The 12,632-nt window shown below is 44.1% G+C and carries 16 protein-coding genes and 1 tRNA gene; 7 read left to right on the plus strand and 10 right to left on the minus strand.

Going from position 1 to position 12,632, the window contains the following annotated elements; genetic code table 11:
* Positions 1-25 precede the first annotated feature (25 nt).
* A complete protein-coding gene (locus tag PV783_RS05255; protein ID WP_079469768.1) occupies positions 26-934 on the minus strand; it encodes a bestrophin family protein in 909 nt (302 codons plus the stop codon).
* A 363-nt stretch (positions 935-1,297) separates the two neighbouring features.
* Here PV783_RS05255 and PV783_RS05260 point away from each other — a divergent pair, with 363 nt between their 5' ends.
* A complete protein-coding gene (locus PV783_RS05260) occupies positions 1,298-1,915 on the plus strand; it encodes a redoxin domain-containing protein (RefSeq protein ID WP_079469767.1) in 618 nt (205 codons plus the stop codon).
* On the opposite strand, the gene PV783_RS05265 is transcribed toward PV783_RS05260, so the two are convergent.
* The 5 genes from PV783_RS05265 to PV783_RS05285 all read right to left on the minus strand — a co-directional run bounded on the left by PV783_RS05265 (position 1,916) and on the right by PV783_RS05285 (position 5,549).
* Positions 1,916-2,164 (minus strand): hypothetical protein, encoded by a 249-nt coding sequence (locus PV783_RS05265; RefSeq protein WP_079469766.1) that lies wholly within the window; start codon positions 2,162-2,164, stop codon positions 1,916-1,918.
* 26 nt (positions 2,165-2,190) lie between these two features.
* Positions 2,191-2,820: a class I SAM-dependent methyltransferase gene (locus tag PV783_RS05270; protein ID WP_227024424.1), complete on the minus strand. Its 630-nt coding sequence runs from the start codon at positions 2,818-2,820 to the stop codon at positions 2,191-2,193.
* A gap of 113 nt (positions 2,821-2,933) precedes the next feature.
* Positions 2,934-3,818, minus strand: coding sequence for an AraC family transcriptional regulator (locus tag PV783_RS05275; RefSeq protein WP_079469765.1), 885 nt, complete (start codon positions 3,816-3,818; stop codon positions 2,934-2,936).
* 634 nt (positions 3,819-4,452) lie between these two features.
* Positions 4,453-4,863, minus strand: coding sequence for an ester cyclase (locus tag PV783_RS05280; protein WP_420987326.1), 411 nt, complete (start codon positions 4,861-4,863; stop codon positions 4,453-4,455).
* 71 nt (positions 4,864-4,934) lie between these two features.
* Entirely contained in the window at positions 4,935-5,549 is a 615-nt protein-coding gene (locus PV783_RS05285; RefSeq protein ID WP_420987327.1) for a Crp/Fnr family transcriptional regulator, read from the minus strand.
* A gap of 246 nt (positions 5,550-5,795) precedes the next feature.
* Between PV783_RS05285 and PV783_RS05290 the strand changes: the two genes are divergently transcribed.
* The 6 genes from PV783_RS05290 to PV783_RS05315 all read left to right on the plus strand — a co-directional run bounded on the left by PV783_RS05290 (position 5,796) and on the right by PV783_RS05315 (position 9,513).
* Entirely contained in the window at positions 5,796-6,488 is a 693-nt protein-coding gene (locus PV783_RS05290) for a response regulator transcription factor (protein ID WP_420987328.1), read from the plus strand.
* A gap of 180 nt (positions 6,489-6,668) precedes the next feature.
* Positions 6,669-7,058, plus strand: coding sequence for a type VI secretion system tube protein TssD (tssD, locus tag PV783_RS05295; RefSeq protein WP_079469761.1), 390 nt, complete (start codon positions 6,669-6,671; stop codon positions 7,056-7,058).
* A gap of 206 nt (positions 7,059-7,264) precedes the next feature.
* Positions 7,265-7,816 (plus strand): GNAT family N-acetyltransferase, encoded by a 552-nt coding sequence (locus PV783_RS05300; protein WP_420987329.1) that lies wholly within the window; start codon positions 7,265-7,267, stop codon positions 7,814-7,816.
* Between the two features lie 105 nt (positions 7,817-7,921).
* Complete coding sequence (locus tag PV783_RS05305) at positions 7,922-8,683, plus strand: helix-turn-helix domain-containing protein (protein WP_420987330.1); 762 nt, start codon at positions 7,922-7,924, stop codon at positions 8,681-8,683.
* 54 nt (positions 8,684-8,737) lie between these two features.
* Positions 8,738-9,202, plus strand: a complete 465-nt coding sequence (locus PV783_RS05310; protein WP_420987331.1) for a hypothetical protein — start codon at positions 8,738-8,740, stop codon at positions 9,200-9,202.
* 2 nt (positions 9,203-9,204) lie between these two features.
* A complete protein-coding gene (locus tag PV783_RS05315) occupies positions 9,205-9,513 on the plus strand; it encodes a DUF3817 domain-containing protein (RefSeq protein WP_420987332.1) in 309 nt (102 codons plus the stop codon).
* 45 nt (positions 9,514-9,558) lie between these two features.
* On the opposite strand, the gene PV783_RS05320 is transcribed toward PV783_RS05315, so the two are convergent.
* The 4 genes from PV783_RS05320 to PV783_RS05335 all read right to left on the minus strand — a co-directional run bounded on the left by PV783_RS05320 (position 9,559) and on the right by PV783_RS05335 (position 12,603).
* Positions 9,559-10,308, minus strand: a complete 750-nt coding sequence (locus PV783_RS05320; protein ID WP_420987333.1) for a hypothetical protein — start codon at positions 10,306-10,308, stop codon at positions 9,559-9,561.
* Between the two features lie 244 nt (positions 10,309-10,552).
* Positions 10,553-10,639, minus strand: a tRNA-Ser gene (locus PV783_RS05325).
* A gap of 90 nt (positions 10,640-10,729) precedes the next feature.
* Entirely contained in the window at positions 10,730-11,422 is a 693-nt protein-coding gene (gene aqpZ, locus PV783_RS05330; protein WP_079469755.1) for an aquaporin Z, read from the minus strand.
* 143 nt (positions 11,423-11,565) lie between these two features.
* Complete coding sequence (locus PV783_RS05335) at positions 11,566-12,603, minus strand: asparaginase (protein ID WP_079470075.1); 1,038 nt, start codon at positions 12,601-12,603, stop codon at positions 11,566-11,568.
* Positions 12,604-12,632 lie beyond the last annotated feature (29 nt).

Raw genomic sequence — 12,632 nt, forward strand, 5'->3', positions numbered from 1 at the left:
AAAGTAAATACGTTTCCCTGTGGGCTTACATTACGTAAAGACCTTCCTGCCGCGGCAGTACCGGTGCGGGTACCGGTTCATCTCCCAGCAGCTGGATCACGTTGATTTCGATAGTCCGCGCGATGCTGTCGAGCGGAATGGCGAGGGGCTGGAAATCAAAGGGATCCATGAGGGTGATGCCGTTCAGGTGGGTTACATGGAATACGAAGCCGAACATCCATCCGAAGGGAATGGCCCATGCACCAATGGATTCCGTCATCATCAATGTATTCATGATCACATAAAACCAGATAAACATCTGCGTAAAATATACATAGCTGGGAGGGAATACGGTATTCCTGATCCTTTCAGACTGGCCCATGGAATCGCAGTGTTTTACCAGGATCTGGTTCAGTTCTATAAAAGTGAAGCCATCAATACTGCCGGAGTTCCTGAGTTGCTGGAGGTCGCGGGTCTGGAGGTTGAGAATGGCATTGGGGATATTGCTTTGTTTTTGTACTTCTTCAATTTCTTCGGTAGTGAGGTAGCGGGTGTAGTAGTCGTCGGGCCGTTTGCGGAGAACGGTTTTGAGTGCATAGATAAAGGCGAGGTGCCGGTAAATCATGTGGCGGACGAGGGCTTTGGTTTCAGGGGTAGCATCCGGGGAGGGGTAATTGAGCATCGACCGGCTCCAGGTGCGGGAGTCGTTTACCAGTGCGCCCCATATTTTGCGGGCTTCCCACCAGCGGTCGTATGCCTGGTTGTTATTGAAGCCGATAAAGAAGGCAATGGCGGTACCCAGTACGGTAGATACGGCTATGGGGATGTTGATATGTGCTGCCAGCCAGCGCGAGTCGAGGAAATATACCAGGGTACAACATCCCAGCAGCATGAGGTCTACCTTCCAGGTAAAGGAGAAGATCTGGCCGAGTGATAGTCTGTGTTTCAGCAGCATATGTCGTTATTTATTCTTTTATGGCTTCCCTGTAAATTATGTCATCCGGGTTTATCCTGGCAAATTTTTATTCATTTTTTTAAAGACAGGTTGCCCCGGTTTTCCATGACTTTATAACAATAACGGGTACACGCTTTGAATGTTTAGCACTGGTCTAAATATCCCCTTATTTTCATCTCCCCGGAAAAATATTTTTCAATCAAAGTTATTAGGAACCAATTATTTAGATTTTATATCCCTAATAGTCTATAGGAATAGTAGGGTAATTAAAATATTCTCCCTATATTTGTTCTACGAAAGCAAAAGATATTCACCAAACCTATAACAGCGGCCATTTTATCAGCCATTATAAAAGCCTTTAATATGTCATCATTATACAGATACGCCGATTACTTACCGCAGCCTACACCGGAAAACTTCCCCAGCCCTGTGAGGAACAGGGAAAAGATTAACCCATTAAAAGCAGGTAGCTTTTTCCCCGAATTTTTTATTGAAGAAGCGCGTGTGATCAACGCGGGTCCGTTGCTGAATAATGCTCATTCCGGCGCGTCATTGCACAGTCTTACTTTGCAGCCGCTGGTAGTGGTTTTTTATTCCTGGCATTGGAACAATTACGCGGATCAGTTGATAGAGCGGCTGAAGGAAAGCCATGCGGCTATTACTGCGGCCGGAGCCCGTTTGCTGGTATTATCCAGTGAAGATAAGAAGCAGTTCACCTCAGTATATCCGGAGGCGTTGCCCTTTGATGTAGTGCACGACGCGCAATACCGCATAGCCAGGAAAGCAGGCATTTACAGGGAATCAGACCCGATCTGGGGTTTTGTTTCCGGTGTCAATGCAGATGTACCTGTGCCGGCAGCATATCTTATTACGCCTTCACTGGAAATCAGTTACGATTTTGTTGATCTGTATTTACAGGAAGAATTTTCGCCGGAAGCCGTAGTGGCTGCCATTGGCAAAAAGCTGGCCATCAGCGCCTGATCAGCAGGCTGGTTCCATTGTTGTGCATTTACGTACATGCATTAGTGCATAACGGTAAATGCTCCATTGTAAACTGTTACATTCCAATGGCGACAAGCTTTCTATTTTTTCCTGGAGGGAGGTGAAGATTTCTTTATATAAAGCGGCATGTTCCTTTTTTACGGTGGCCAGTAACTGGTCTGCCTGCTGGTAATCCGTTATGGTGCCTAATTGTGCTATGATCTCTAAAGCATGTCCGTCTGTAGTCATTGTATTAATTTTTGTATTACTTAGTCCTATCTTCTGATCCACATTTTTAGCATTAAATCCGTAGAAGCATCCACCATCTGGTAACAGGGAGGTACTTCATCTTCAAGACTGTGGTATGTTACGAGTCTTGTGCCGCTTGCACTGCTTTCCAGTTTTTTAAATAAAAAGCGGCTGTAATAATTATATAAACTAGTTGAATATTCTACCTTGTTATCTATCTGATCCTGATCTACCAGGTTTTCAAAGAAAGAATTATAGAAGTAAAAGCCATCGTACGCAGAAAGATCTTCCTGCGTAAAATTGCCGTGAATAAAGCTCACGTTCCTGGTTTGTGTGGCAGCCTTTGCTTCGAGGGCATATTGATAGAGTTCTTCCCGTTGTTCGATACCGTAAAAGTTGGTTTCCGGGTAAAAACGGGCGCCTACCAGGCAAAATTTCCCGACACCGCTGCCGATGTCCAAAATTTTCTTCCCGGGTTCATTTGCGAGAAAACGGGCTGCTGCTTTAGCAATACTGAGTGGCGTCCAGTGCCGTCTTGATAGTTGCTGTATTTTTTCAGGATACAACCAGTCAAACCCGGCATCATTTACGTAGCAATTCGGCTTTAATAAAGTAGAAGTCTGCATGAAGGCGCAAAGGTACGCATTTACCGGCATTTTTGGAGATTTTAACCCTTATATATATGCAAAACAGGGCATATAAATAGCTGCTGTAGCCGGTAACACCATATTCCTGATGTGTTAATGTTACATTTTACCTGCTAACAGCGCTACACGAAAGTTCTTGTTCCGGAGGAAGTATAGGCCAGCCTGAATTCCTTGGGTGTACAATCTTTTTTCTTTTTGAAGATGCGGTTAAAGTTGGAGATATTATTAAAACCACACTTATAAGCGATCTCATTCACGGTGTGCGTGGTTTCTATCAGCAGCCGGGAGGCGTGTCCCAGCCTGATTTCTATGAGGGTATCCACAAAGGTTTTGCCGATTTTGGCCTTAAAGAAGCGGCTGAAAGCCACTTCTGTCATGGCCGCGAGCCTGGCCGCTTCTCCCAGTGAAATACTTTTATCGAAGTTGGCATTCAGGTAGGTCATGATTTTTTCTACGCGGCGACTGTTGTAGGAGAAGGTTTCCGTGTTGCCAAAAGTAGAATCCGACAGGATGCGCATATTCCGGCTGATAGACAGGTCGTGCAAAATAGACATCAGTTCCAGCACGGAATCGAAGCCCTGTTGCTGTGGCAGCCGGATGAGGCGGGGCATGATCTGCTGGGTGGTTTCGGTAGAGAAGAGGATGCCCCGCAGGGAGCGTTCAAACATGTTTTTGATAAAGTTCATCTGGTTGCGCTGCAGGAACTTATCGTCAAACAGGTCCCGGTGAAACTGGATGGTTATTTCTTTAACGTTGCCGCCTTCATGGTTGTTGGCAAACCAGCCGTGTTGCAGGTTGGGGCCAACCAGTACCAGTTCAAGGTCGCCGATCTCTTCAATATGATCCCCGATGATCCGTTTAGCACCACTGGCGTATTGGATAAAGTTCAACTCAAATTCGTCGTGGTAATGCAACGGGAAATCGAATACTTTTTTCTCCCGGGCAAACAACGTAAAGCAGTCGCTTTGCGTAAGAGGAGTGATTTCCCTTAATAATTTACTCTTCATAATGAGCATAGTTTTTATAACATACCGGAAGCCCTGAAGTGGAATATAACGTATTAACTGTTGATTTATATGACCTGGTTGCTAAAAAAGCATTATAAAAGTAAGCTTATCAGTCGTAAAATACAATTTTTACTTTTTTACCAATAGTATTAACTACCGGGCGATCTGGTTATATAGGTGTTATTATTACACTTATTTTATCATAAATTTGACTATCAAAGTATAATTAAAAGATAAAAAAGTATTAAGTATATGTTTGAATAAGAGGCATATTTGTATAACACAAGCCTTTTTGTGATGAAAAGTATCTGTAAGGGATACTGTTTAAAATTATTTCCAGGGGTTATAGCCGGTGTGATATTGTAATGGGGAGATGAATATTACCGGAAGGCGTGACTGTTGGAATCAACGATCCGGATGCGCGGATAGTTGATTTTACAGTGGCTCCGGAAGGGAACATAGCCGGCTGTAACAACTGGATTTTTCATTGCATGTCTTTTCACAGACGGACCGCTTACATTTTTATTCCACTTCACGTTTTATTACCGGGTTACCAATGGTGATTTGTTGCCTGCCGCAGGGGAGCAACAAATCATCATTGGATGTTTATAACGGGTATGGGCCTACGGTGTATTTAAAGTTGGGAGGTAAGTTTTTTTTCGAGTGTATTTCCGTCTATTAAAGCCCAATGTTCAATGATCCGGTTATCCTGCAATCGAAAGCAACGATAGCCGGGAATACTGACTGTTAGGCCGGTAGCGCTTATTCCCCGCCATAGTCCGATGTGTTTCATGCGCATGGTTACTTTTATCATACACTTACCAGGTTCGGCTACCTGGTCTTCTATAATTGTTTCGGGTTGAAAGGATTCATGCGTTAATGCAATCCATTGTTTTAGCCCGGTGGCGTTGGCGGGTAGTGCCGGCGGCAATGAATGATCCACATAGTCCGGATGCAGGAATTGCTCCAAACGGCTGGTATCACCGAGGTTCCAGGTGATAGCAATGTAGTGTGCTATGAAATCTTTTTGTTCTTGTATAGTCATGACCGTTAGTTTTACCGGGTAAAGGTAGCCGCCATGCTATAAAGCGATTGTGTCAAACGTCACATAATAGTTCAGGGTAAGCGGCGGCGGATGCGGCTGAGGGTTTCGCGGGAGATGCCCAGGTAAGAGCTGAGTTGTGTAAGAGATACACGTTGCAGAAGTTCGGGTTGGGTGTTTAGTATTGACTGGTACCTTTCTTCCGGGCTGTTTCTTTTAAGCCAGTGATTGTGTTTTTCCTGTTCAATGAACAGGTGTTCCAGCCACTGGCGGCCAAAGGCGGTGATTTCGGGGGATTGTTGATAGAGTGAAAACAGATCGTCTTTATGCCATTGCCATAAGGTACCGGCTTCTATAGTTTGTATATTGTAATCGGCCGGAACGTTGTTTCGCAGGCTGTTCAGGTTAGTGAGGAATGTATTTTCAAAGTAGAAACCGGTGTTGATTTCCTTTTCGTTATGATGCTGAAAGGCTCTGCAGGAGCCGGTTTCAATGAACCATATGTATTGGCAGCGCTGTCCTTCGCGCAACAGGTAGTCACCCTTTTTTACTATTTGTAAAGTGGTATGTGCGGCAAATAATTCCATTGCTTCATGGCTAAGGGGAGCAATGTGCGAGAGGCTTTGAAGGAAATGTTCCGGGCTGGATTTCATGAAAGGAAGGTCATTTATTTTTTCAAAAATACTCACATGTAGGTATTTGTTTCCCTTTAGCTTTAACATATCTTTGTGAAAATAATCTGATTTCACCTTATTATATATAAAGTCATCCACCTGATTTAGTCAATCACCGTATTTTCTATCCCCAAAAAAGGGTCTCTTCTTTGTGACGGGACCCTTTCTTATTTTTACTACATTTGCTACCAGAAAGAGCACTAAAGTAAGTAGTCAACCAACATCACAGAGGATTCCTATACACGATTTTATATCACGTACATGATTGAGCACGCTGCATTTAATAATGACGGATCAGGGCTGGAAGAGAAGCTGAACGCTTTAAAGGCCATTGATCAGGAGCTTCCCGTAGTGGTAATAGTAATGAATGTGGTAAAGAGCTACGTGGAGTATATGTCGCCGCGGGGCTGCCGGGAACTGGATATTACGCTGGAGGCCTTGCAGGAAATGGGAGCAAGGTATTACGACACCTTCTTTAACCCACACGATGTAGCAGATTATCTTCCAAAGATCATCAATATGCTGGATGCGCCGGCAGCAGCCAACATAACGGTTACCTTTTTCCAGCAGGTACGCACTACTGCCTCGCGGGACTGGACCTGGCATCTGGGCTCTACACGGGTATTTATGCGGGATGCCGAAGGGGTTCCTACGCATGTAATTACCTGCGCTATTCCCATTGATCCGCTGCACCACGTTACCAGTAAGGTAAACCGCCTGCTGGAAGAGAATAACTTCCTGCGCCGTAACCAGCATATTTTTGCTTCCCTCACCAAAAGGGAAAAAGAAATCCTGCGGTTACTGGCCCTGGGCCTCAGTGCTATTGAAATTGCCGAGGAGGCAGGGATCTCGGAAAAGACTGCCGTTACGCACCGGCGGAATATCAAAGCAAAGATCGGGGCACAGTCCAGCTACGACCTGACCAGTTTTGCCCAGGCATTTGATCTTATATAGATATTAAACAGTATATCAAAGGTTGGCTGAAAGGCCCGTCCCTGGAAGATCCGGCGGCTTTCCTCAAAAATAACCCTCAATTTTTCGGCATGTAAACAGAAATGTGTATTTTCATTCTGTATACCATATTTTTGTGCCTGTCTGTTGTGCCTTGCAACGGACCTGTTAACCAGATTAATTATGTCTTTTAAAGCTGTTCTCAACATCGACGGGGAAGAAATGAACATCCTGGAATGCAGGTTTTCATTTACCCAAAATACAGATCATAACGGGAAACCTGCCGCCCGCCCCAAAGGAGGCACTATTAACCTGCTGATTGAGTCTGCCGGTGAAACCAGTTTGTTTGACTGGATGATTTCCAATACCCAGACGAAAAACGGCAGTATTACCTTTTTCCGGCGGGATTCCATGTCGAGGCTCAAAGAGCTGAAGTTTACAGACGCCTATTGTGTAGAATACGAAGAGACGTTTAATTCCGCCAATGAGCAACCCCTGCAAATACAGCTGACCTTGTCATCGAGGGAGGTGAAATTAAATAATTCCACTTACCAGAATCCGTGGCCTGCATAGCACTACCCCGTTATACATCTTTTAAAAAAAAAAAGTAACAACCTGCATGAACACCCGTTACATGCGGGTTGTACCTGTTCGCCGGATGGCCCTTTCATCACCTGTTTCTTTCACCGGTTTATTATTTTTATCCACGGAGCGCCACCGCTCCTTTGGTGTTTTTCCCGCATGAGATCTGACAACTGAATAATGATTAATTTACGCGTATGCCAGTACTTAATTTTAACCCTTTTCCGACGCTTGTTTCCGAGCGGTTTATCCTGAGGGCTCCTGCATTGTATGATGACGAAGCTCTTTCCATTCTGCGGTCGGATCCGCGCGTGAACCAGTTCCTGAACCGGTCTCCTACCACTACAGTTGCTGAGGCCCGGCAGTTTATTGAAAAGGTCCAGGCCAACATTGCCGCCAACCAATCGCTGTATTGGATAATTACTACCAAAGAAAGTGATCACCTCGTTGGCACTATCTGCTACTGGAATATGGAACCTGAGCTGGAGCAGGCTGAAATAGGTTATGAACTGCAGTCGGCCTTCTTTGGAAAAGGCATTATGCAGGAAGTGATTCCGGTAGTAATAAAGTTTGGATTTGAACAATTACATCTTCAGAAAATTACGGCCTTCCTCGCTGCCGGGAATGAAAAATCCATCAAACTCCTGGAACGCAATCACTTTAAAATAGATCAGGCATTGAGAGAAAAACTGGAAAAGGAAGAAGACCTGACGGGGCTTTTGTGTTACTCACTCACCCGGCCGGCATAATGTCTTCTGCTCAGGAAGCACTATCTTTCAAGGTAAAAGAAAATTGATCATGCCGGTGAAAAAAGGAATAAAGTATATGGTCCGGATTCATTTACTGCCAGGTTTATGCAACCCAGGAAGGAGCTTGACAGCATATTAAGACCTGATTTTGATAAATTTTTTATTGTGAAAGTGGAAGATATGTACCGGCTGGTAACGCAGTCTGTACCCGCTTCCCGGTCAACCAATCATAGTTGTTTGTTTATTACCAGTGGAGAAGCCAGTATGAAAATTGGCAGTGAATTATATACGATCCACAAAAATGAAATGTTGTTTGTGCCGGCGGGTCAGGTTTTTTCTTTTAAAAGCGGCGAAGTGAACAATGGATATCTGTGTAATTTTCATACCGATATCCTTACCGGGAAATACAATACACAAAAGCCACTGAAAGCATTTGAATTTTTAAGGGTATGGGGTAACCCGATGGTGAGTCTCGATAAGCAAACTGCCGGATTTGTGGTGCATCTTTTCAAGCGCCTGTTGTTTGATTACAGCCGGAACGCCATCAATATCACCAACCGTTTAAAGGAACTGGTATTTACCAATATCCGGACGCGGCACCTGGTAACGGACTATGCTGCCCTGCTGAATATTTCACCGAATCATTTAAATAAATCGGTGAAAGCCGTTACCGCTAAATCACCTGCGCGGTGGATCGATGAGGCTATCGTGCTGGAAGCAAAAGTCCTGCTGAGCCAAAGTGATCTCACCATCAGTGAAGTGGCGCAGGAGGTGGGTTTTGAGGATCAGTCGTACTTCACCCGGCTCTTTAAAAAGTATGAAGGCATTACACCTACCGACTTCCGCAGGAAGATTGAATTATCCTAAAACTCCCCTTATTTGTCCTAACAGCCCATTGCTTTTAATCAGAGCTTTGCGGGCATGTATTTCTTTTTGGTATTCGCACATTCACTATTCCGCTGGGCGGTGGTGATAAGTCTCTTATACGCTGTTTACCGTGGTATACGCGGATGGCGCCACAAGAATATATTTACACGGCGGGATGATTTGGTAAGGCATAGCACCGCCACTATTGCACATATTCAGCTGGCAATTGGTTATGTGCTATACTTTAAAAGCCCGGTGGTGGCTTATTTCAGATCTCATTTTCATGAAGCCATCCGGCAGTTTGATTTCCTGTTTTTCGGATTGATACATATTGTATTGATGACGATCGCCATTGTGTTTATAACTATCGGTTCATCCGTGGCCAAACGGCAGGATACTGCTACGGGAAAGTTCCGTACTATGACCATCTGGTTTTCCCCCGCGCTCATTATTATTTTCATTGCAATACCGTGGCCGTTCTCTCCACTGGCGAACCGGCCATACATAAGATCATTTTAACTATGCTGAAGTTCTTTAATACAAAAATCGGAAGATTGCGGCTGATCGCCTTTTTAGAAGGAATTTCCCTGCTGATACTAACAGGTGTCGCAGTACCGCTGAAGTATGTATATCATGATCCTTCCCTGGTGAAGGCAATAGACCCGGTACATGGGATATTGTTTCTGTTCTTTATATTGAATACACTGAGTGTGGGAATTGCTTATAAGTGGAAATTCAGCACTACTACCTGGAAGGTTTTACTGGCGTGCATTATTCCTTTCGGAACGTTTTATGTGGACAGGGTTATTTTGTCGCGGATGATGGCGTGAAGTTTAGATAAGATGTCCCGTTGTTGTTACGATGGATTGGTAAAATCAATAATTATAAGTAGCATACTGAAAAGACTGTGCCTGCCTCAGGTAAAATTTATCCGTAATTAGCCGGTCAATTTGAGTTACCAAAGCCAGCAGTTCCTTTTTACGGCCCATGGCACAATCTACAGCATCGTTGTCTACCTCCATCTCATCAGCAATCACTTGCCGCAACATGGCGATATAAAGTTTTTTCTGCGCTGCAATATTACCTTGTATTGTATTATTGCTTTCATGCAAAGTGTATAGGTATACGCTATATTCTACATAGCCCGATATTCGTTCTTCCCTATGGCCATAGTAAGTACCAAAGGGGCAGTGCAACCGCCCATAAAGCGTATTAAGGAATCGAAACAGGTTATCTAGTTTTTTTCTTGTAACGGCATATTTAGCGGCGCCATTTTGCCGCTTTAAAAAGAAGCCATACACCTGGTAATACCAATCCTTACCTGCTTCACTGTCAAAATAAATCGACTGTCTGCTATGAGCCGCATATAACAGACCAGGACTTTCCGGAAAATCCTGGTGTAGGAGTTCGGGATAGTATTTAGTAATGTTATCCCAATCTTCTTTACTCATTACCAGCGAATCGCCATCATTGGCTAGCAGCAAGGTATCTCCAGTTGGCTGGGAAGTATCGCCAATAAAAATTTTATCATGGTAACCCCTTGAAAAATCATCAACAGCACAAATGCTTTGGGCAAATATGCGCTGCGTTATCATAAGCAATAGTAAAATGAGCAGGTACTTCATATATCTGTCTTTTGAAAAGAGGGTTTTTAATTTAAGCTTCGTTAATTGATTCTCTCAATAGAATGGAAATATTGTATATAGACTTTAAAAATTCTTTATCTGTCATAATTGAAGGGCAATAAAGTATTATACAAAAGTAGTAGTAATCTAAAACGGGATTATCCCTGAAAGCAGGTATTTATTTACCGTAGGACATAAAACAAAAAAGCCCTGATAACTTGCGTTACCAGAGCTTTAAAGCTTGCGGAGAAGAAGGGATTCGAACCCTTGATAGGCTTTCACCTATACACACTTTCCAGGCGTGCCAGTTCAACCACTCCTGCACTTCTCCGTGATTATCTTTTCCTGAACAAACGGAAGGGTTGATTTTCCAATTCAGGGTTGCAAAGATAATCCTTTAGTTTATATTTCAAAAAAAAGTTTAATTCTTATCGTACAGCTTCCATATTCCTCCGCCCAGAAGCCCGCCTACAATGGGGCCTACAATAAACACCCACAAATGGGAAATGGCGCCGCCGCCAACAAACAGAGCCGGTCCGATGCTTCTTGCAGGGTTTACGGATACGCCTGTAACCGGGATGCCTACAATATGGATCATGGTCAGGCAGAGACCAATCGCCAATCCGGCAAATGCACTGTTGCCATTATTTTTACTGGTGCTGCCGTGAACTACCACGAGGAAAATGGCGGTAAGGACGATTTCTGCAATCAACCCACTAATTAGTGAATAATGGTCTGGTGAGCCATCTTCCACACCATTGGCGCCGAGGCCATTGGCAGCAAGACTGTAATCCGCTTTTCCCTGAGCGATGAAATACAGGAGCGCAGCAGCTACAATGCCTCCTATGATCTGTGCAACAATATACCCGCCTGCATCTTTACCGGATATTTTGCCTGTAGACCACAGGGAAATAGTAATAGCCGGATTTAAATGACATCCGGAAATGTGACCTACTGCGTAAGCCATCGTCACAACTGATAATCCAAATGCAAAAGCGATACCCAGAAACCCCACGTGCGTGCCGGCTAACACGGCGCTGCCGCAACCCATAAATACCAGGACAAAAGTGCCAAAGAATTCAGCAATGCATTTCTGTGATAAGGAAACTCCCATAGAATAATGAATTTTGTGGTGAATAGAAAATGGGGAAAGAGAATTTGGTGATATTTAAATTTACCTTAAATATTCAAGATAAAAAAAAGCGGAAGTACAACTGATTGTATCTCCCGCCTGTATAAGCTTCCGTAAAAAGATATTTAGTATACTTCGATTGGCGTTAATTCACCCCGCAGCGACGTTTCCAGCATCACCTTTGCATCGGCCACAGACAAGCCCTGACCCAATACAAACATCAATTTGGTGACTGCTGCTTCAAAGGTCATATCATGCCCGCTCACTACACCAATTTCCATTAAGTGCTGACTGGTTTCATATTTGCCCAATTCCACAGATCCGCCGTCACATTGGGTGATATCTACTACGATGGCGCCGTGATCGATCACCTTCTTAATGCTTTCAATAAACCAGGGCTGTGTATTGGTGTTACCACTACCAAAGGTTTCCATGATCACACCTTTCAAACCGGATACGCCAAGCGTGGCTTCTACCGCTCTCCTGGTAATGCCCGGAAATAATTTCAGTACGGTGATATTTGTTTCCAGTTCCTTATGCACCTTCAGTGGTAGTGTAGGTGGCGGTAAAATAAACTGGTGTTTGAATTTAATATCGATACCGGCTTCCGCGAGCTGAGGATAGTTCATGGTATAGAATGCCTCAAACTTTTCCGCATTATATTTTTTGGAACGGTTGCCTCTGAACAGGGAGAAATCAAAGTAAATACATACTTCCGGCACCATAGAGATAGTAGTGCCATTATGCCGGCTGCAGGCTATTTCCATCGCCGTAATAATATTCTCTTTGGCATCTGTGCGTATTTTGCCGATGGGAAGCTGGGAACCGGTTAAGATAACAGGCTTCGACAGGTTTTCCAGCATAAAGCTCAGGGCAGATGCCGTGAAGGCCATTGTATCCGAGCCGTGCAGGATTACAAAGCCATCGTACCGGTCGTACCGGTCTTCAATAATACTGGCCAGTTCCACCCATATCTCCGGCTGCATGTCTGATGAATCTATAGGCGGATTAAATGCGTACACATAAAAATCGATGCCCATCCGGTATAGTTCCGGTAAATTATTCCTTATTTCATTGAAGCCGATCGGGCGCAGAGCTTTGGTTTTATCATCGTAGATCATACCTACAGTACCGCCCGTGTAAATAATCAGAATTTTACTCATTGTGCTATTAGCCATTGCCTGCAAAGGTA

It is taken from the genome of Chitinophaga sp. CC14, assembly GCF_048957795.1.
GTDB classification, from domain to species: domain Bacteria; phylum Bacteroidota; class Bacteroidia; order Chitinophagales; family Chitinophagaceae; genus Chitinophaga; species Chitinophaga ginsengisegetis.